The organism is Paenibacillus sp. GQ49, assembly GCF_059759055.1.
In genome coordinates, this window is record NZ_JCAXEL010000002.1 from 215,443 (window position 1) to 236,825 (window position 21,383).

The 21,383-nt window shown below is 47.1% G+C and carries 19 protein-coding genes; 3 read left to right on the plus strand and 16 right to left on the minus strand.

All coding sequences use genetic code 11. The annotated features are described in order from the left end of the window. Window positions 1–64: 64 nt before the first annotated feature. The 4 genes from AC6CIF_RS05555 to AC6CIF_RS05570 all read right to left on the minus strand — a co-directional run bounded on the left by AC6CIF_RS05555 (window position 65) and on the right by AC6CIF_RS05570 (window position 4,760). The gene (locus AC6CIF_RS05555; protein WP_498198430.1) at window positions 65–1,618 is read right to left on the minus strand and encodes an alpha-L-rhamnosidase-related protein; all 1,554 of its coding nucleotides are present in this window, start codon (window positions 1,616–1,618) and stop codon (window positions 65–67) included. A gap of 13 nt (window positions 1,619–1,631) precedes the next feature. Beyond that, window positions 1,632–2,468 (minus strand): carbohydrate ABC transporter permease, encoded by an 837-nt coding sequence (locus AC6CIF_RS05560; RefSeq protein WP_498198432.1) that lies wholly within the window; start codon window positions 2,466–2,468, stop codon window positions 1,632–1,634. Beyond that, window positions 2,465–3,343 (minus strand): carbohydrate ABC transporter permease, encoded by an 879-nt coding sequence (locus tag AC6CIF_RS05565; protein ID WP_036614579.1) that lies wholly within the window; start codon window positions 3,341–3,343, stop codon window positions 2,465–2,467. The genes AC6CIF_RS05560 and AC6CIF_RS05565 overlap by 4 nt, the downstream gene beginning before the upstream one ends. An 85-nt stretch (window positions 3,344–3,428) precedes the next feature. Then, window positions 3,429–4,760 (minus strand): ABC transporter substrate-binding protein, encoded by a 1,332-nt coding sequence (locus tag AC6CIF_RS05570; RefSeq protein WP_498198434.1) that lies wholly within the window; start codon window positions 4,758–4,760, stop codon window positions 3,429–3,431. Between the two features lie 131 nt (window positions 4,761–4,891). On the opposite strand from AC6CIF_RS05570, the gene AC6CIF_RS05575 reads away from it, so the two are divergent. Beyond that, window positions 4,892–6,700 (plus strand): sensor histidine kinase, encoded by a 1,809-nt coding sequence (locus AC6CIF_RS05575; RefSeq protein WP_498198436.1) that lies wholly within the window; start codon window positions 4,892–4,894, stop codon window positions 6,698–6,700. A gap of 8 nt (window positions 6,701–6,708) precedes the next feature. Then, window positions 6,709–8,289, plus strand: a complete 1,581-nt coding sequence (locus AC6CIF_RS05580; RefSeq protein ID WP_498198438.1) for a response regulator transcription factor — start codon at window positions 6,709–6,711, stop codon at window positions 8,287–8,289. Window positions 8,290–8,322: 33 nt separating this feature from the next. Here AC6CIF_RS05580 and AC6CIF_RS05585 read toward each other — a convergent pair whose 3' ends face one another. From AC6CIF_RS05585 to AC6CIF_RS05605, 5 genes are all read right to left on the minus strand, one after another. Continuing rightward, window positions 8,323–8,490, minus strand: a complete 168-nt coding sequence (locus AC6CIF_RS05585; protein WP_498198440.1) for a hypothetical protein — start codon at window positions 8,488–8,490, stop codon at window positions 8,323–8,325. 413 nt (window positions 8,491–8,903) lie between these two features. After that, a complete protein-coding gene (locus AC6CIF_RS05590; RefSeq protein ID WP_036614589.1) occupies window positions 8,904–9,191 on the minus strand; it encodes a stage VI sporulation protein F in 288 nt (95 codons plus the stop codon). Between the two features lie 115 nt (window positions 9,192–9,306). After that, window positions 9,307–11,352 carry an ATP-dependent DNA helicase RecG gene (recG, locus tag AC6CIF_RS05595; protein ID WP_498198442.1) on the minus strand — a complete coding sequence of 682 codons (2,046 nt, stop codon included), beginning with the start codon at window positions 11,350–11,352 and terminating at the stop codon, window positions 9,307–9,309. A 10-nt stretch (window positions 11,353–11,362) separates the two neighbouring features. Then, a complete protein-coding gene (locus AC6CIF_RS05600; protein WP_339283403.1) occupies window positions 11,363–12,226 on the minus strand; it encodes a DegV family protein in 864 nt (287 codons plus the stop codon). An 80-nt stretch (window positions 12,227–12,306) separates the two neighbouring features. Then, a complete protein-coding gene (locus tag AC6CIF_RS05605; RefSeq protein ID WP_127545462.1) occupies window positions 12,307–14,118 on the minus strand; it encodes a DAK2 domain-containing protein in 1,812 nt (603 codons plus the stop codon). A gap of 637 nt (window positions 14,119–14,755) precedes the next feature. Here AC6CIF_RS05605 and rpmB point away from each other — a divergent pair. After that, window positions 14,756–14,944 carry a 50S ribosomal protein L28 gene (rpmB, locus tag AC6CIF_RS05610; protein WP_017687459.1) on the plus strand — a complete coding sequence of 63 codons (189 nt, stop codon included), beginning with the start codon at window positions 14,756–14,758 and terminating at the stop codon, window positions 14,942–14,944. Window positions 14,945–15,138: 194 nt separating this feature from the next. On the opposite strand, the gene spoVM is transcribed toward rpmB, so the two are convergent. From spoVM to rlmN, 7 genes are all read right to left on the minus strand, one after another. After that, window positions 15,139–15,219, minus strand: coding sequence for a stage V sporulation protein SpoVM (gene spoVM, locus AC6CIF_RS05615; protein ID WP_019424875.1), 81 nt, complete (start codon window positions 15,217–15,219; stop codon window positions 15,139–15,141). Between the two features lie 167 nt (window positions 15,220–15,386). After that, a complete protein-coding gene (locus AC6CIF_RS05620) occupies window positions 15,387–15,638 on the minus strand; it encodes a hypothetical protein (protein ID WP_076211372.1) in 252 nt (83 codons plus the stop codon). Between the two features lie 3 nt (window positions 15,639–15,641). Next, window positions 15,642–16,301 (minus strand): ribulose-phosphate 3-epimerase, encoded by a 660-nt coding sequence (rpe, locus tag AC6CIF_RS05625; protein WP_017687456.1) that lies wholly within the window; start codon window positions 16,299–16,301, stop codon window positions 15,642–15,644. A gap of 1 nt (window position 16,302) precedes the next feature. Then, the gene (rsgA, locus tag AC6CIF_RS05630; protein WP_498198446.1) at window positions 16,303–17,211 is read right to left on the minus strand and encodes a ribosome small subunit-dependent GTPase A; all 909 of its coding nucleotides are present in this window, start codon (window positions 17,209–17,211) and stop codon (window positions 16,303–16,305) included. Window positions 17,212–17,272: 61 nt separating this feature from the next. Beyond that, window positions 17,273–19,483, minus strand: coding sequence for a Stk1 family PASTA domain-containing Ser/Thr kinase (gene pknB, locus AC6CIF_RS05635; RefSeq protein WP_498198448.1), 2,211 nt, complete (start codon window positions 19,481–19,483; stop codon window positions 17,273–17,275). Then, entirely contained in the window at window positions 19,480–20,256 is a 777-nt protein-coding gene (locus tag AC6CIF_RS05640) for a Stp1/IreP family PP2C-type Ser/Thr phosphatase (RefSeq protein ID WP_036614606.1), read from the minus strand. The genes pknB and AC6CIF_RS05640 overlap by 4 nt, the downstream gene beginning before the upstream one ends. Before the next feature lie 7 nt (window positions 20,257–20,263). Next, window positions 20,264–21,304, minus strand: coding sequence for a dual-specificity RNA methyltransferase RlmN (gene rlmN / locus AC6CIF_RS05645; protein ID WP_017687452.1), 1,041 nt, complete (start codon window positions 21,302–21,304; stop codon window positions 20,264–20,266). Window positions 21,305–21,383 lie beyond the last annotated feature (79 nt).

Consider the following 21,383-nt stretch of genomic DNA (forward strand, 5'->3'; position numbering starts at 1 on the left):
TGTACTATCTGAAACTAATCCAAAAAGGCCAACCAGACGTTCCTGGTTGACCTCAAGTCCATAATTATGAAAAATATCGCCTGATAAAATAACTTGGTGTGCAGCTCCAAGCATGGCAATAACTGTTGACCAAATTGCTGCCATAAGGAGAATACGTTTTGTCGTCCGGGTCATACAACTCCCAGAAGGTGTCCGCTCCATCCTTCAGCATACCGCCCCAATACCTTCGGATCTGCTCCAGTGCCTTCTCCTCTTCCCCGCACATAATCAATGCATCAACATAATGATGAACCATGTACGGCGTGGTCATGCCAATAGCTTCTCCGCTACTTGTTAATCGATCTAGTAATTGCCGAGCCGCAGGAGCATCCATGATCTCAGCCAGAACCATCCATACTTGCGATGCCCAGGATACCTGTCTTTTTTCACCACTGACGAAAAAGCCCTGCTCACCATCCCACAGATATGTCAGGGCTGCTTGCTCAGCGTCTTTGATGTGTGCGTTAATCCATTCCTCATACTCCGGCAGCCCTAGTTCTTTGGCAATCGTTCTTCCCCTTTTCATACTATAGATGAGCACTGCCTGAGCACCCGCCTGTTTATTTAATTCTTCATGCCAGTCCAGAAAACAATACCATGTATCGTCATCCCGTACGATGCCCCGCTCATCAAGTCGTTTAAGTCCAATCTCAATCTGCTCTTGAGCGATCGGCCAAAGTTCTTCCAACATTTCCCTGTCCTTCGTAGCCTCAAAATAGTCCCATAATGTCACAATAAAGAACAACGCATAGTCATATAGGTAAATGTCGTCCACATACGGTTCCGGCTGTTCGTACAAACAGGCTCCTACCTGGCCTCCCTCCAATCTTGTTCCGGCAAAGAGATACAAACAGCGCTTGACGAGATCATTACAGCCGAATGTTTCATAATTGACGAGGGCCTGAAGGCGAAGATCTCCGATCCATAAACGTCGATCGCGCTTTGGTCCATCTTCGAATACCGTCTGCATGCAATCCCGGAGTGTCTTCACGGACACGCGATCTATTTCCACTAGCTCCGTGTCGATACCTTCAGACAATTGAGGTACTGCCCCTATGTCTCCTGATGTCACCGTCATACAATATATATCGTTAATTCGAATATCGTAACGGATCGACGTTTCTACCACCTCGATTTTCAGATACCGAAAGGCATAGCGACGGTCCAGTGTTAGCGTGCCGGGTAACACGTCCACATTCACGATCTCATCTTGAAGCCATGAACGGCTAAGCCAACCCGAATATTCTGCAAAATCCTCACCGACCTCACAGGGCATTTCTCCAAATGTGAGCTTCAACCTGAGAGGTGCATCTGCATTACTGCGCTCGTTAAGAAGCGACAAGGTTAGATAACCGACGAGATGTTCTCCGAAATCCAGCGTTACACTGTCTCCCTTGCACAGCACTTGATCCGATAAGTGTTCTGCTAAGCCGAGTGGTTCGATACGCCATCCCTGAAAAGCCAACGCATCCGGAACTGCGCTCACGATATGTTCCGGATAGACCTTCTGCTGGCGAAGCTCCGGCATCAGACGCTGCGCTTTTTCCAGCCAGGCTTTGTTTATCACATTTTCACTCATTGCAGTGTCCTCCTCAACCTTTGACCGCCCCAACGGTCATACCACCGATAAAATATTTTTGCAGGAACAGAAACGCCAGCAGCAACGGTAGAGCGCACAGAAAGCACGCTGCAAACAGGACGTTCCACTGCGTGGGATTTTGCTGATCGCCCAAAAATCCGAGCATGGCCAGTGGTAACGGCGAATCTCCTGCGCTGGAAATAAAGATCATATTGAAGAAATAATCGTTCCAGATCCAGACACCTTGCGTAATAATGACCGAAACCGTTACCGGAATGAGTAAGGGGAACACAACTGTCCAGAACCGTTGGAATAATCCCGCCCCGTCGATGTGCGCCGCTTCTTCTACCTCCTCAGGCACACCGCTTCGAATAAAACCCGTGTACAGGAAAGTTGAAAACGGCAGACTGCACGTAATGAACATGAAAATAGGCGTATATTGATTCGTTGGAATATGCAGCGCATTAATCATTTGCACAATCGGTATCAATACCATTTGCGCAGGTACCACGAGTCCGGACAAAAAAAACAAATACATGAACTTACTTAGCTTTGTCTTCAAACGGGCCATCGGGTAGGACGCCATTGCCGCAAACAGGACAACGAACACGACCGATATCCCCGTTAACACCACGCTGTTCCATAGCGCTTCCGGAAAGTGCATGCGGTCGAAGGCAGCCTTGTAACTTGCAAAGGACATCTCCCGGAACAGGACCAGCGGATTTGTGTTGTTGCTTGGATCTCGGAGTGATGTCGAAAAGGCAATAATTAACGGAATCAGGTTTAACGCCATCACCAACAACACAACGACCTGAACGGACCCTTTCCCCAAAAATTTACGAAGCGTCATGCCGAAACCTCCCGTTTGTTCATTTTCAGGACAAAAACAGCGGTAATGACGATAATCACGGCAAAGGAAATGACACCAAGAGCCGAAGCTTTACCAAAGAGTTGTTCGGTAAATGCCATCTTGTAGATGGTATATATCAGCGTGTTGGTAGCCGTGCCCGGACCGCCATTCGTCATGATAAACGGGAAGTCAAACGCTTTGAGTCCATTGATCAAACTTAACGTCACGTTGATTGTAATCGCTGTTGCCAGTAATGGAATCTTCACATGTCGCAGCAATCTCCATGAGCCGCAGCCATCGATCCGTCCTGCTTCCAAAAGGTCGCTTGGAACAGTCTGTAGTCCTGCAAGGAAGATAATCATTGTCGTTCCGATCGTCTTCCAGATTTCCACGAAGATAATAGAATACAGCGCGGTCGAGTAATCACCCAGGAAATTCAGTTCATTTGCGATACCCAGTTTATCGAGAAAGGAAGAAATCAGCCCGTAATCCGGCATATAGACGTAGCTCCACAAAAAGCCGACGACAATCGCACTGAACAATGTGGGAATATACGCCAGTGAACGGTAAATCCCGGTTCCTCTTATTTTCATATTTAACAGCAAAGCCATTGCCAAACCGATGATATTGCCAGCTATGACGGTGACGAACGTATAGATCAGTGTATTTTTTAAAGAAATGCCCAGGATGTCGCTGCGGAACAATTCCTTATAGTTGTCGAAACCGATATAGTTATAGGCTTGGGCGTACCCGTTATAGTCCGTTATACTGTACTGGAACAACCGCAGGATCGGGAAGATCCAGAAGGTCAGGTAGAAGATCAATGCCGGCAAAGCAAACCAGTACATGGACTTTTTCATTACAGTAGAGCTCATCCTGCTCCATCCTTTCCAAGAGGGCCTGCGGCAAGGGAAGAAGGACAATCATTCTCCCCTTTACAGCAGACAGCATCGTTTTGTTCTAGTTTTTCCACAGCTCTCTGAACTTGGTTTCCATTGCGTTTGCCACATCTTCTGGCGTTGTTTTCTGTCCAGCGATAATCTCAGCAAACTTTGCCTGCATGACATCCGATACTCCGGCTGGCCACATCTGGTTGCTGAAGTAGACGGAATTTCCAGTTTGCTGATAGTTGTCATTCACTTCCTTGAACAATTCTTTTTCAAGTTCTACGTCCTTATACACACTGATGGAACTGTTGGCTTCCACAAGTGCCTTGAACAGATCTGATTCACCATCGAACAGGTAGTTCAGTACTTCCTTGGCTGCATCCAGGTTTGCCGATTTGGCGTTCAAAGCGTATCCGGCAGATGTTGCAGCAGATACAAATACCGGCTGTTCCGGCTCGTTACCTGGCAATGAGGCGAATCCGCGAGTAAATTCGGCAGCGCCTTTGGAGATCATGGAAGCATAATCCCATGTTCCCGTAAAGGTCATTGCTGCTTTCCCGTCGATAAACAACTGCGCAGATTGGGCACTACCAATGCCAAGCGAGTTTTTCACCACGTAGTTCTTATCATAGAGCTCTTTGTATTTGGATATGGTTTGAACCCACTTTGGATCAGTCAGCGATTTTTCGCCGTTCTGCAGTTTGACATCAAAATCCAGCTCATTCGGATACACGACATTGGCTGCAATCGGATACATACCGAATTGGATCACCCAAGGGTCCTTGTCACCCATCGCGATTGGCGTTACGCCCGCTGCCTGCAACTTTTGACACAACTCCAGAAACGAAGGCCAATCCTTCGGAAACTCGGAATATCCTGCCTGTTGTAACAACTCCTTGTTGTAGTAAACGCCCAGGAAGTCCAGTCCTCTGGCCACCCCGTAAGGTTTACCCTCATAGGACATATCTTCCTTCGCTCCTTGGCTGATGTTGTCCCAGAACTTCAGATCTGACAGATCTGCAGCGAAGCCAGCCTTTGCAAAATCAATGACGCCGCCAGCCGCATTTTTCGGAAAAATCAAGAAAATGTCCGGTCCCTGTCCGGCCGCAAGCTTGGTTCGAACAGATGTATTGTATTGATCATCAGGCAACTTTTGTACTTCCAAGTTAATGTTCGGGAACTTCTCTTTGACTAGGCGCGGCAAGGTCTCCAGCTCAAAATCCTCTCCCTCGGATGCCTTGTTTCCCGAAAGCATCATCGTCAACGTAATTGGCTTTTCTGACTCATCTGTACTCCCGTTATTGGTATCCGTACCGCTCCCCTCCTGGCTACTGGAGCTACATGCGCTCAGAAACATCATGAGGAGCACCAAAGTTAGGGACCACAGTCGTTTTCTTTTTTTCATCTTGTCATTCCCCCAATTCATGTTTATTCTTGCTTTGTGCACATTCTCATCATACTGTGGGCAAAAGTGCATTTGCTTTGGCTCGTATGGTGCACTATTTTTAGAATTGACAAATGGCGGGAGGAGCACGTATGATTCTGTTCAACATCAAAACTAAACTTTTTCTGGTCCTCGTCCTCGTATCCATCGTGCCAATTATCGTTGTTTCTGTCAGTTCCTATCGCAGTTACACGAAGCTGGTGAATGAGCAGACCTCTCTCGTGACGTCGACAACGATAGGTAATTCGGTCAAGAGCATGGAGGAAATTTTGCAGAACATCGACCGGATCTCCGTCACACTCCTTCAGCAATCTTCAAATGCAACCGCTTACAGCACTGTGAGTGATGAACTAATCAAGTTGAACGGTACCAACGATCAATATGAAATCTTCATGATCCGCAGCAAATTGAAATTGATCTTTGAAAACATTCTGCTTGGTTACAATTACATCAATGGTTTGTACCTGTTCACACCTGATGGCAAATGGATAAGTTATGGCAGTAGCGGCACAGACCTACGCCTCGATTATGTCGCACTTCACGAAGAGTGGTATCTGGATACGATCCAGCGTAAAGGCGATTTGTATATTGGTGAAGTTGGCGTCAAGCCTTACATCATTAACGCCAAGGAATCCATTGGCTTCTCCAGAGCTCTCTATGATCCTAACAACAACGAGTTCCTTGGTGTGTTTATGCTGGATTGCAGCATGAACATTTTTGACGGTCTAAAACGTAATCCGGCACCAAGCTTATCCAATCTATATCTGGCGAACGACGCTGGCGAGATCCTGTACTCCACCGATGGAAGTAGAGTTGGCACGCCTCTCTCCGATTCTCTGGCTACGGCAACGCATCAAGTCAGCAACAGTTCACAGTACAAATCAATCCAAGATAATATGATGACGGTAATCCAGAAAGTTCCCGGCCGCAATTGGAACGTGATTGCCAACATCTCTATGGATCGGCTGTATGAGGAGTACAACATCTCGCAAAAGTTGCTGTTATACGTGGCCATAAGTTGTGCCGTCATTTTCCTTCTACTTTCCTTTTTCTTGTCCAACCTGATCACCAAACCCATCATCGAATTGACCAAACTGATGCGCAAAACCAAATCTCATCGTTTTGTGACCATCAAGCCTCAAGTAACGAGGCAAGTCGACGAGATTGGGATCCTTTATCATGAGTTCAACAAAATGATGAAAGATATCGATACGCATATCCGAGAGAGTTACCAGAATAAAATCCTCATGCTGGACTCCCAGATGAAGGCATTGGAAGCACAGATCAACTCCCATTTTCTCTACAATACGTTGGAGTCGATTAATAGCATTGCCGAGATCGAAGAAGTCGAGAGTATTGTGGTGATGACCAAGTCACTCGGGGACATGTTCCGCTACAGCATCAAAACGGACAGCGAGCTGGTCGCGGTCAGCGAAGAACTTCAGCATGTAGAAAACTACATGGCCATCCAGCAGATTCGGTATGGTGACAAGTTCGCGTTCAACCTCAAGGTGGACCCGGAAATTCGGAGTCGTCGCATGCTGAAACTTCTGTTGCAACCACTCGTGGAAAATGCCATCTATCACGGGTTGGAGAACAAACGTGGGAAGGGTTCCGTTACCATTACCGGGTTGTTTCAGGGGGACAGCATCGTGTTCGAGATCTGGGACGATGGCGTGGGCATGTCCTCAACACAAGCGGAGGAACTTCGACAATTGCTCCAGCAGCCACCTGAATTCGTCGCCGTTGGTCAAAGGCATAAACAGAGCATCGGCATCAAAAACGTGCATTCACGAATTGTTTTGTATTACGGAGAGGGTTACGGCCTTTCGTTTCATACCGATTTGAATACAGGAACTCGAATTACACTCGAAATTCCGGCCATTTGGGAAAAGAGGTGACCAAAGAGATGTACACGTATATTGTTGTGGACGATGAACCTTTGATCCGCAAAGGTTTGTTGAAAAAAATCGGGACTTTTGAGCACTCGCTTGAACTCTTAGGCGAAGCAGATAACGGCGCGGATGCCTTGGCTTTGATTGAATCGTTCAAGCCGGACATTATCTTTACAGACATGCGCATGCCTGAGGTTGACGGCAAGCTGTTGATCAGGACAGTATGCCAGCAATATCCGCGCATCAAGTTAATTGTCATTAGCGGACATACCGATTTTGATTATATGCAAGAGGCCATCTCTGCGAAAGTTGTAAATTACCTGCTGAAGCCTTTTAGCCGGGATGAAATCCACGGTACGCTTCACCAAGCCATCCAAGCCATCGAACAGGAGCGCTCTCTTCAGCGGGAAGTCGTTCTAAGAGAAGTAGAAACGGAGCAGATGAAAAGGGATGCAGACATGCAAGCCTTCCTGAATTATGTGCTGGCTCCCCATTCATCCATCAAAACACCTGTGTTCCGCTCTGCGGAATTTGCCGCCATCATGGCTTCTGACCAGTTCATTTTCTTGACGATTTATGGTCCTCAACCACTTACAGCACAGCAACTGCCTACCTTTTCGAATGGCCTGTACATTCCTCATCCACAAACGGATCAGCTACTGTTTTTCCTGATGCATGATCTGGGTTGCTCAGGCCAGCTTGATTTGCAGAAAATGGCGGAACAAACAGCAAGTATAATTTTGACCAAATCCGAAACTACGGATTGTTGTGTGGGGATCAGCTTGCCGCATACAGGCATTGGTGGGGTCCGAGAAGCTCATCATCAAACAATCCTTGCGTTGGACGAACGAGCCATTACCGATTTTGGAAAATGTTACGTATTTTCACCGGAGCAAATTCCTTTACATCAACTGAAGTGGGCTCGAACGTATGAACTGTTATTTTTTATAGAGAGCGGGAATGTACCGAAGGTGGAAGAGCTCATCACCGATTTCTTTGCTTTCTACATACGCCAGCCTGACGCTTTGCTTGCCCACCTGAAAGAGCAGTGCAGAGACATTATTACGGAAACCAAACGGTTGCTGAGTAACTATATCCAGAACGGAGGTAACAGTAGCGCCTCTTCCAGCTTGGAGGCCGTCCTGAACGTCTCGTTCGATATGGAGTGCATTAGGCATTACATGGTAAAGGTGCTGACGGGAACAGCTCTTCTGCTTAAGGAAGACAACCCCTACGCATCAGATCAAGTGATCGACAACGTCAGGACATATATCGATAATCACTATACCAAGGATTTAACGCTGGAATGGGTATCGTCCCTGTTCTACCTAAACCCGAGTTACCTCAGTCATTTATTTAAAGAAATGACATCCGAGAACTTCACTGATTACGTAAACAGACTACGGATCAGGCAAGCCAAGCAGCTCTTAACGAGCACAGACGATAAAATCTATCGGGTTGCCAAACAGCTGGGTTACGACAATCCAAAATATTTTTTTCGGGTGTTTAAAAAATTGACCGGTTGGACTCCAGAGGAATACCGAAAGCAACACAAATCCTTCACCGCAAACAACAAGGAACCAGGCCATGCATGATGGCCCAGTTCCTTGTTTTCGTTGTTGTGGTTCTTAGCGATCATTCGGCAGGTACTGCCCTTCTTCCATCAGCCCATATTCCTTGAAGGCTCGTAAAATCGGATCAAACCATTTCTCGTTTGCTGCCGCTCCCCTCGGCTCAATTCCTAACGCATTCAATGCAGCCATCAACGTTTGAGCTGATATGCTCGATTTAACCAACAAAACATACTCAATGAAACTTTGTTTTTACGGTAACACAAGCCAAGTCATAGGTCATTTCGATAACTAAAACGAATATTCAACCGAGTAATTGCCACAAGGCTTGTCCCTAGTTATAACAATCAAAAGGGCGTTCCATAAGTCATCTTCCTGACTTATGGAACGCCCCACCCACTAAAATTACTTCATAAACATTCGATGTAATTTGGTTTTGTAAAATAAATCAATTTACACAACAACGGAGAGGACAGAAATAACCTAAAGAAGCGAAGCGTGCGCCTTTATCACCGGATTTTACCCTTGTAAAGGTCAATCAGAAAATCCGGGGATAACAGCGCTCGGAAGGTTATTCTGTCATCGTAGTGCCCTCGTGTAAACGAATGTTTTTTTCCACCCAACATTACATCGAATCCCTACCTAAACATCCCCCACAGCTTAATCAAATGAAACGTATTGTTCGGATCAATCTTCTGCGCGAGCACAAAAGCAACAAACTGCTCTTCCTGCGCCGGAGAGAAATTCTCATTCATAATGACTGCTGAAGACTTGACCAACCTTCTGACCTTGGCCTTATCTTGCAGATCAGACTTGGTCACGCCATCAATCAACTTTTTGATACGCTCTTTGACAGCGGGATTTTTCATCTTTAATTTGATCCGCTCCACCAGCTGCGGACTAATTCCATATTGTTGATAACCCAAAACGTATAGCACCTCCCAAAAGAATGAACTCACTTCTTATTCATATGTCGGGAGGGCTTGTACACTTGTCTTTTTTTACAAAGGTAATACGAAAAACCCGCTATTATGGCAACCTTTAGTCAATCAGATCACCCTTGAATACTTGCTGTTGCTGCAGGAAATCACGCAGAGGTGCATAGTCCATAGAGGTCCAGAAGGTCGCATCCTCAATTAAGTGGGTCACGTCATCTCTGGCCTGTTCCAGCACAGTAAAATCGGCAACCATATCTGCAAGACGGAACTCGGGTAATCCGCTCTGTTTGGTACCAAAGAAATCACCCGGGCCCCGGAGATCCAGGTCACGCCGGGATACCTCGAATCCATCCTCCGTTTCCGTCATGACCTTCATGCGTTCCTGTCCAACCTCCGTTTTCGGATCAGCAATGAGTACACAATAGGAAGCATGCGCACCACGACCGACCCGACCACGAAGCTGATGCAGCTGGGAGAGACCGAAGCGGTCCGCGTCCATAATGACCATCAACGTGGCATTAGGCACATCGACCCCAACCTCGACAACGGTGGTGGAGACAAGCAACTGAATATCATTGCTATAGAAGTCCCGCATCATCTCTTCTTTCTCCGCAGCCGTCATCCGGCCATGCAGCAGACCTACACGATATTTTGGAAAGTTCTGCTGCATCTGCACATGCAGATCAATGGCATTCTGCACATCCAGTTTCTCCGACTCTTCAATGAGCGGACAGATCAGATAGGCCTGACGGCCCTGATCCACTTCTCTGGAGATAAAACCGAGCACCCGCTCCATCATATCGTGTTTAACCCAATACGTTGAGATGGGAATCCGTCCCTTCGGACGTTCCGAGATCGTGGATACTTCAATATCACCAAAAGCTGTAATGGCCAGTGTCCGCGGAATAGGCGTTGCCGTCATCGTTAACACATCCGGATTATATCCTTTGCGTCGTAAAACGCTGCGCTGATTCACCCCGAAGCGATGCTGCTCGTCCGTCACCACAAGACCCAGATCTCGGAAGAAAACATCTTCCTGAATCAGGGCGTGTGTACCCACCACGATATCAATCATGCCCATTTGCAACGAGGCGATCAGATCTTTACGTTTGCGTCCATTTACACTGCCCGTTAACAGCCCTACGGTTACCCCAAACGGTTCAAACAGCTTTTGCAGTGAGCGCATATGCTGTTCCGCCAGAATCTCTGTAGGCACCATCAGAGCCCCTTGGAACCCAGATCGAACAGTCGTATATAGCGCAATTGCCGCAATAACCGTTTTACCCGATCCCACATCACCCTGCAATAACCGATTCATTGCATAGGGCGAACGCATATCATGCAGAATTTCAAGCTCCACCTTTTTCTGAGCATCTGTCAATTCAAAAGGTAAACTGCGTACAAATTCACGGATCGTCGTATTGTCCGTTGTATGTACTACGCCATCCATGCGATTCCGGTTCAACGCACGATACGCCTGCATTTTCAATTGGAACAGAAACAGCTCTTCATAGACCATCCGCTGTCTGGCCTGTTGACCTTCCCGGTTGTCCTGTGGACGATGGATTCCAGCAATCGCCTGTTTACGAGGCATCAAGCTGTATTTCTTCAACAAGGACTGAGGCAGAATCTCGGGAATCATATCTCCGAATTGGATTAATCCCTGATTGATCGTTTTCCGCATCCATTGTTGCGTCAGTTTGCCGGTTACCGAGTATACAGGTTGGAGTGTGCCTGAACGCCCATCGCCTTTATCAGGGAACTCCGAGTCAGTCACGGTCATCTGCATACGTTTTTGTTCCCATTTTCCCGTAATCACAATCTCCCGATTGGGTGTAAGTTGTTCTTTGAGGAAATGGCGATTGAACCAGGTGGCTGTAATCATCCACTCTTCCGTCATGATCTTACAGGTAAGACGGGACTTTTTACCGTATCGTTGTAATACAGGAATACCCATCACCTGTCCCTGGACCGTAATCTTGTCCCCATCCTTCACTTCACTAAGTGAACGCAGACGATAATCCTCGTAACGGAACGGATAATATTCAAGCAGGTCTTTAACAGTAGAGATGCCAAAGGCGTGAAGCTCTCCCTCTTTGAGAGCACTCACGCCGTTAATTTGCTTAACTGATATTTCTTCCAATTTCATGTCTAATCCCTCATTCCGGAACAGGCCACATAAAGATCGCAATGACACCAGGTCCAACATGACTGCCTATTACGGCTCCAATATTGGTATAGATCACTTCATTCAGTGTAAAATGACCCCGCAGCTGCTCCGCACAAGCGATCGCTGATCCCGGGTCAGCGGTATGACCTACCGCCAGGTTAACCCGTTTGCCTGCAAGATCCTTCTGGAACAGCTCAATAATGCGTGCCATTGCTTTTTTATGACCTCTGACTTTCTCAACTGCGTAAATAACGCCTTCTTCATCAATAGACAGGATCGGCTTAATGTTAAGCAACGTTCCCAAAATGGCTGAAGCTTTGCCAATCCGACCGCCTTTTTGCAGATACTCAAGGGTATCCACGAGAAAGAACAATTTGCGAGATTGTTGCATCCCTTCAATGGCAGCAGCGATTTCGACTGCTGACTTGCCCTGTTCGGCAAGTTCAGCAGCCTGTACCACCATTAGACCATATCCATAAGATGCTGACTTCGAATCCAGCACGGTGATGTCACCCTCACGCTCCAGCAAAGACTTGCCAAGCATGGCCGATTGATAGGTACCACTCATGCCGGATGACAGGTGGATCGATACAATCGGACGTTCCGGGTTCTCATCAAGAAGTGATTGGTACACATTCATGAAATCGGTTGGAGATGGCTGTGAAGTTGTAGGCAACACAGATACCTTCTTCAACTTTTCGTAGAACTGTTCCGAAGTCAGATCAACGCCATCTGCATAGGTCTCTTCACCGAACAGAACACGTAGCGGAACAATATGAATCCCGTATTTGCGAATGAGTTCTTCGGGAATATCCGCTGTACTGTCTGTTACTATCGCAACCTTGTGGCTCATGACTCTCCTCCTCTTTGCTAGAGTGCTATTAATACATGTTCAAAAAGTCAACAAATGACTTTTTGAACAATCCCTTTATTTTAGGACTCTACGGAGAACAGATAATAATACACCGGCTGTCCTCCAAGATGTACCTCTACCTCAGCATCAGGATACTGTTCTTCAAGCCATGCAGCGAGGGCAGCAGTAACCTCAGGGTCAGCTTCGTCCCCTTCAAGGATTGTCACCACTTCATCTCCACTCTCCATCATCTGTTTGAGCAGACCTTCACATGCTTGAAGCATGGTTTCATCCGTCGCTACAATTTTGGAGTTATGAATACCGATATAGTGCCCCGCCTTAATATCTAATTCATCGTATTGCGTATCACGAACCGCATGAGTCACTTGACCGGACTGTACCCGGCTAATGGCCTCCAACATTTGGTCACGGTTTGTTTCCGCAGACTCATCTTCTTGGAAAGCAAAAGCAGCAGCCATTCCCTGTGGAATGGTCTTGCTTGGAATAACCGTAATCCGGCGCTCATCTTCAAGCAATTCACGAGCCTGCTCCGCAGCCAGTACAATATTCGAGTTATTCGGGAGTATAAATACCTGCTCCGCAGCAATGGAACGAACGGCTTTTACAAAATCCTCAGTACTCGGATTCATCGTCTGTCCACCGGACAGAACAACATCAACACCAAGACTTTGGAAAATCTCTGCAATACCGTCACCGGAGGATACCGCAATAAAACCATACGGTGCCATCTCATCTGCAGGAAGCACAGCCTCTTCCATACTGCGCGCTGCCTCAGGTGGAATCTCTGCAAACAATTCAGGTGATGGAGCAATGTCCATGCCTGCTGTCAGGAGATCCCGATGCTGTTCACGCATATTGAGAATATGAATCTGTGTAATCTCACCATAATGCAGCGCCAGGTTTAATACATCGCCTGGTGTCTTGGAATGGACATGAACTTTGATGACTTCATCATCGGCAATGATGATGATCGAATCCCCATTAACTGACAACGCTTTCCGGAATGCTTCGTCATCAAATGCCACTCCTGCGTTCTCTCCAAGCTCACGATTAATGAAGAATTCCATATCATACAGGAATTCAATATCTTCCGTTTCCAGTCTCGCCTGAGCAGACAATGGCATCTCCGGTGCAATCACCTGCTGCTGTGCAGGCTTCTTGATATCCACTTCTGTCGGTGCAGCCGGTTTCAAAGCAGATGCTGCCACGGATGGGGTTACTTCTTTGTTCAGTGAAGTACGACTCCCTCCGTCACTTTGCAGCAATACTTCCATAAAGCCCTCGTAGATATATACAAGCCCCTGACCACCTGAATCCACAACACCAACCTGTTTCAGTACAGGCAGTAATTCCGGAGTCATTGCCAGTGCTTCTTTTGCTTTTAACAAAACTTCATTCATTAATTCAGTAATATCATTCGTCCGTCTTGCGTAGTAGTTGGCATGTTTCGCCGCTTCCTTAGCTACGGTAAGAATGGTCCCTTCAACGGGCTTTACGACTGCTTTGTAAGCTGCGTCAACACCGTTCTGCAGGGCTGCTGCAAATTGGAGCGTATTCAGTTCCTCATAGGGAGCAGCTGAACGACTAAAACCACGGAACAATTGCGACAGAATAACTCCTGAATTCCCCCGTGCGCCCATAAGCAGGCCTTTCGATAGAATACCGGCAGCTTCGCCGATGGAGGCAGAACTTTTTCTTTTAATCTCTGCGACTCCTGCACTCATTGTCAAATTCATGTTCGTTCCCGTGTCACCATCCGGCACAGGGAAAACATTCAGGGAATTGACGTGCTCTGCATGCTGTCCAAGTTGTTCCGCTCCGGCAAGTACCATTGCGGTGAAATCTGTTCCATTTAAAGAACGTATACTCAAGTGAGAATTCCCCTTCCTAGCTTGATACACGAACACCTTGCACCAAGATGTGGCTGGTCTGTTCATGCGCTAACGCGGACTGCGTTATTCTTCGTCCATACCTTGTCCGGCACAGGCATACAATACAACATGTCAGCCGGATTAACGGTCTGGGCGGCCGGGCTACCAATATCCTGCACTCTCTGCCCCCCTAACTTCGGGGCATACGGATATGCACCGGTATCAAGAGCCGGCATGAATGCCGCATGGAGACTGGTGCCAATGATGGAATGCCGCAGCTCACAGCGTTGCCAAAAAGCAGACCACCGACCTCTAAGTACGGTTTATTCTCCGACTTCCTCGCGGCAACAGCCTGTTCACCACTGTATTATGGACTACTCAACATTGTACTATATTAGACAAGAGAAATAAATAAAGTTTTTGGATCAGTTGACGAAGCTTTTTTAATTATGATATTATATTCAAGTATTGTTTTATGCAGGTTAAGTAATGGAAATGATCCGGTTTATGCCGGCTTAAACAACGCCATTAGCTACTGAAACCTGATCTTTATGATCAGGAAGAACAATTTAGCCCTTATGGAATGACTTTTCGTTTCTGAAGGCAACTGGTTATTTTAGGATAGGAGGTGTAATCTATGTCTCGCAAATGTTATGTGACAGGTAAGAAACCGGGCACCGGTAACCACGTATCCCACGCTAACAACCGTAACCGTCGTACTTGGGGCGTAAACGTTCAGAAGGTCCGCATTCTCGTTGACGGCAAACCAAAACGTGTATACGTAAGCACCCGTGCACTGAAAGCCGGTAAAGTGACTCGCGTATAATCACGCAAAGCTACTATAAATCGGGTAAGCAAAAAGCACCTTGTTCCTTGCAGGTGCTTTTTTGGTATTCAAAAAAGGGATTCTTGAATACGCTCATTAACATGTGAATGGCCGCCGCATGGCGCTTCGCAGGTACGAATTCCAGATAAGCCTGAGCCAAAGCGGCGGTATTCCCTGTTACCTTATCAATCGGATCAGTTCTTTTGAAACGTATTAAGTATCGCCTTTACAAACCCTCCCAAAAACTTCGGCAGTTTGAATGTGTAAAATTTCATAATTCACCCTCCCCATCATGCTCATGCGTCCGCCGTATCCTATGCTTCAGGCCTTCTTTACCTCAAACACGACAAAAAAGGCTACATGAGAAACCTGCTCATGTAACCATATTTATGCGGAACCTTCGATCCCTATTCCACAATGACAAGCCCGAAGATCAGTTCATTTACGTTTGGGAAGGAATATATTGATAGACAGCGATCATGAAAACACTCAGTACATAATACAGTATGCTGAATATGACAAAAGTAACCCGATGTCCCGTACGATCAAATTTGCGGAAATACATAATAACAACGCCTACCCCGATTAAGGACGTAATGGCATTAAACGGGGATTGAATAACCGCAAACAAAGCAAGCACAAGTCCCGTTACAAGACTCGCAGCCATCGTCCACAGTGTCTCCTTGAGGGTCATAGATCAGCCTCCGTAGCTACGGCGAATTTCAGTAATCGCTGCAGCGCGATCCTCACGTCCAAATACGGCACTCCCGGCAACGAGCACATCTGCTCCAGCTTCCACTACAAGTGGAGCTGTATCGGCTGCAATCCCGCCATCTACTTCGATATGTACATCATGGCGTCCCTTTTCGTTCAACCAGGTACGAATCTGCTTGATTTTGTTCATCGTACCCGAGATAAATGCCTGTCCGCCAAAGCCAGGATTGACCGTCATGACAAGAACCATGTCCACATCATCCAGAACTTCGAGAATGGCAGATGCTGGCGTTCCTGGATTAAGGGCAACTCCTGCCTTCACTCCTTGCTCCTTGATTAGATGAATAACGCGGTGCAAGTGCACACAAGCCTCAGCATGAACGGTAATTACCGCTGCACCCGCTTTGGCAAATTCCTCAACATAACGCTCCGGATTCTCAATCATCAAATGCACATCGAGCGGCAAGCTTGTATGTGGAGCGATCGCCTTCACAATCGCAGGTCCAAGCGTAATATTAGGGACGAAATGACCGTCCATAACGTCAACATGAATCCAGTCTCCTCCTGCAGCTTGAGCTTCTGCAACTTCCGCACCAAGGCGGGCAAAATCAGCTGATAATATCGATGGGGCAATTTTAATCATGTTAATACCTCCGCTTCTTATCTTTCATTTCGTTCAGGAACAGCACATAGTGCTGATATCGGCTTTCGGAGATCAGACCTTCCTCCTTGGCCGCAAGCACACGACAGCCTGGTTCATGTGTATGGGTACAACCTCGGAATTTGCACTGATCTGCAAACTGGGCGAATTCCCGGAAACAAGTGGAGAGTTCCTCCACACCGATCTCCAGAAAGTCCAGTTGGCTGAATCCTGGTGTATCCGCAACAAATCCACCATTATCCAACGGAATAAGCTCCACGTGCCTGGTGGTGTGTTTCCCTCGTCCCAGACGCATGCTGATTGCATTTGTCTCCAGCGTCAGGCCCGGCATCAATGCATTTAACATGGACGACTTGCCTACACCGGATTGTCCAGAGAATACGCTGATCTTACCAGCCAGACGCACTCTGAGCAATTCACTGCCTTCACCGGTACGTGAACTTGTCGAGATTACTTCGTAACCCACCCGTTCATACAATGCCTTCACTTCAGCAATGGTATCTTTGGCTGGATCTGCCAAATCCAGTTTGGTCAACACAATGAGTGCATCCAGCCCCGCCTGCTCGATGTGAACAAGGAACTTGTCCAACAGGTTCAGGTTCATATCCGGTTCCTTCACAGAGAACACAAGAACAGCCAAACTTACATTGGCTACAGGAGGACGGATGAGCTCTGTCTCACGCTTCCGGATTTCATCTACCGTTCCTTCTCCGTTCTCTGTCAACATGTAGCTGACGCGATCACCTACAAGCGGTGACGTTCCCCGTTTTCTGAAGATACCTCTGGCTCGACATTGAACGGCGGAACCTTCAACCGAAGGAACCCCGTTGTCTTCCACTGGCATGACATAATAGTAACCGCTTAGCGCTTTAACGATGATACCTTCTGGCATAGCTCCGACGCCCTCCTTTAGATGGTGGTACATTTACTCCAGACGCCAGCATAAGCCGCCCTTATGGACGGCTTGATGCGTTAATGACTTCCTTTTTCTTCTCTTTTTCCTTGCCGTGCCCCTTACCATTATTCATGGCAGAAGTGTCCTCATCTACGCTCTCACCCTCACCGTCTGCCGGTGTGGACTCAGGTTCACCTTCCTGATTGGAATCAACACTTCCCTCATCCACGCTACCTTCACCTGGATCAGGCTCATTTTCTGGCGGCGTCTCCGTGCTTTGTTCCGGGTCAATGGAAGGTACATTTACTGTTCCGTTTTTGGCTTCACTGTAGGAGACAAGATACGTATCCAGGAACTGTCCATCACGATATACGGACACAGCCCCATTTTCATTTGGAGCGAGCACAAGTGGAATGGTCAAGGTCTGGGTTGAGTTCACGGTGCGTGTTCCCCATTCCTGATTCTTGCCGCGTGCGTCTTCATATGTGATACGGATTTTACTGTTTTTGCCCTCTTCTTTGGGTGATACATTGATATCAAAAGGATATTGCAGCGCTTCAGGTGGATACCCTGTGCTGATAAAGATCGTAATCTTATCGCCAGGACTCACCTCTGTGCCCGCTTCCACAGGCCATTGCTGCGTCACTTTGCCCTTTTCTATCGTATAGCTTGGTTCTTCCTGCACCTGAGCAAGTTCCAGTCCAGCAGATTTAAGCTTTTCTTCAGCTTCACTGCGGGTAAGATTTTTCAGATCAGGCATTTTGACCGTTTCAGTGCCTTTACTTACGGTTAACTCAATCTGAACTGTCACAGGATCGAATTCCTCATTCACACCCGGCGTCTGGGAAATAACAGAACCTGAAGCCACATCATTGGAGAAGTCATCTTTCCGCTGAATCTGATCTTCCTTAATGCCAAGCGCAGTCAACTTCTTGACAGCCTCATCATAAGGGTCTTGTTTGACATCAATCATTTTCACCAGTTCTTTTTCTGCCCCAACACTGATCTGGACCTCGGAACCTTCTTTGACAACATCGCCTTCTTTTCTGCTCTGTTCATAGACGATACCGGGTTCGACACCTTCCTGGTACAGACGGATGACCTCATCACTGACGACGAGTCCTTTCTCCTCAAGCATTTCCCGAGCTTTTTCTTCTGTCTGGGTGATCACGTTAGGCACGGTTACTTCAGGTACAACCAGCATACCCTTGACATACCATACAACGCCCACCATGGCGATTAGAATAAGAACGGTTAATGAGATGAGTAGTGCTGGCTTCTTCCAGCTCTTGGATTTGGCCTTACCCTTGCCAGTTTCTTCGTCAGACTCCATCACTGGCACCGCACCCGTCGATGTAACTCCACGCGGTTCAGGCTTGATCGCTGGCATTACGCGAGTCTGGTCTATATCATCCTCATCCGGAAAATCAATCTTCGTTTCATTACGTCTCTCCGGCATCAGGCAAGTTTCCAGATCGGTCTGCATTTCTTTGGCCGACTGATAACGTTCCTGCGGATTTTTACGCATGGATTTTAAGATGACATTTTCCACACTTTGCGGAATCAATGGATTGAATTTGCGTGGTTCATCGAACTCTTCCTGCAAATGCTTCAATGCCACACTGATTGGACTTTCACCCAGAAACGGAAGTTGCCCAGTAAGCATTTGGTAAAGTACGATCCCAAGAGAATATAAGTCCGATTTTTCACCAGTAACGATGCCTTTGGCATGCTCTGGTGAGAAGTAATGTACAGAACCAACTACGGAACCCGTCTGCGTAATCGTTGTAGATGTAACCGCACGGGCAATCCCGAAATCCGTTACTTTCACACGGCCATTCCGGCCAATTAATATATTGTGGGGTTTGATATCCCGATGAATGATTTGATTATGATGTGCATGATCAAGAGCATCTGCAATCTGGGAAGCGATTCGCACCGATTCGTCAACCTGCAGAGGGGCGCGTTCTTTAATAATTTCATTCAGGTTTTTGCCTTCCACGTACTCCATGACAATATAATGAACGTCATCTTCCTGCCCCACGTCATAAATGCTAACTACATTCGGATGAGACAGCGATGCTGCCGACTGTGCTTCCCTGCGGAAACGGCGAATAAACTCTTCGTCATGCACAAACTGTTGTCTAAGGACTTTGATCGCTACATTCCGGTTCAACAGAAGATCCTGGGCTTTGTACACAAGAGCCATGCCGCCACCGCCGACACGCTCAATCACTTCATAGCGTCCGCCTAGCTGGTGCCCAATCATGACTCACACCCCGTTTCCGTATCCACGGAACCTTCCCTCTGCAACTCGAACAAAGCAACCGTGATGTTGTCGTCTCCCCCAGCAAGTAAAGCCAACTGAAGCAGTCGGTCTGCACGATCTTCCAATGCCAGTTCCAGATTGCCGGCAACCTGAATAATCTGCTCATTGCTGACCAGGTTACTGAGACCATCACTGCACAGGAGAAGGACTTCGCCTTCCTCCAGCTTGACGGTATCCAGATCTACCTTCACCTCGGCATCTGTTCCAAGCGCACGAGTCAGTACGTTGCGACGTGGATGATGGGACACATCTTCTTTGCTAATCTGACCATTTTTGAACAATTCATTCACCAGTGTATGGTCCTCGGTTAGCTGGATCACAGCTTTGTTCGCAATTTTGTAGGCTCTGCTATCACCGATGTGTCCAATAACACCTTCCGTATCGTTCAATAAAGCCGCAACCACCGTTGTTCCCATGTTGTGATACTTGTCATCTGTTGATGCCGTGCGGAAGATAACTTCGTTGGCATGCAAAATAGCATCGCTGAGAGCCGCAGACAGAGACGCATGTGACAGACCTGGTTCCAGTGTTCCCAGATCTTTCACCAACGTCTCTACTGCCAAGCGGCTTGCCGTATCCCCTGCAAGATGTCCACCCATGCCATCGGCAACAATACCCAGAATATATCCTGTATCGAGATTACGAATCCAGGCTGAATCTTCATTCACCGAACGCACTCGTCCGATATGGCTCACATGAACTGTTTTGATCAAAACGTTCTCACCTCAACTCCATATGCTTTGCACGAAGCTGACCGCAAGCGGCAGCAATATCATGTCCCTGTTCACGACGAATGGTTACATTAACACCCTGTTCCGAGAGAATCTTCTGAAAATTGAAAATGTCGCTTCTCGATGTTCTTACGTATTTGCGTTCAGGTACATGGTTAACCGGAATCAGATTCACGTGGCACAACATGTTCTTAAGCACACTTGCCAGTTCTGCTGCATGCTCTGGCTGATCGTTTACCCCACCAATAAGTGCATACTCGAACGTAATTCTCCGACCTGTTTTGGCCAGATAATAACGAAGGGACTCCATCACGTCTTCAAAAGGAAAACGACGGTTAACCGGCATCAATTTCGAACGCAGCGCATCATTTGGTGCATGGATCGAAATGGCAAGGTTAATCTGTGTATCTTCATCTGCAAACTTGTAGATGTTCGGAACGATTCCGCTCGTGGATACCGTGATGTGACGCTGACCGATATTCAGCCCTTTTTCATGAATCATAATGCGCAGGAAAGTCATCGTAGCTTCATAGTTTTCGAAAGGTTCACCCGAACCCATGATCACGATGCTGCTGACACGCTCGTTGCGTTCATCCAGAATTTTCTGAGCCTGCACAACCTGGGCAACAATCTCACCAGCCGTAAGGTTACGCTTGAGACCACCCAATGTGGATGCACAGAACGTACAACCAATACGACAACCAACCTGTGTGGTTACACAGATGCTGTTCCCGTAGTTATGCTTCATGATTACTGTCTCAATGGCATGATCATCATGAAGACCAAAGAGGAATTTAACCGTTCCATCTTTGGATTCAAACTTGGTAATTTCCTTAAGTGTTACGAATTCAAATTGCTCTGTCAGCTTTTCACGCAATGGCTTGGACAGATTGGTCATTTCACTGAAATCATTCACACGTTTTACATAAATCCAGTCAAAGATTTGGCCACCGCGAAACGCCGGCTCCCCATTCTCCACAGCCCATTGCTGCAGTTGTTCCAGAGAATAATCATATATAAAAGGTTTCATTTTGTTGTCAACACCTATTCCTTCTTTTCTTTTCGTTGGCTTCCTTCTTTTCGTTCCATTCGTCCTATTCTATCACAAA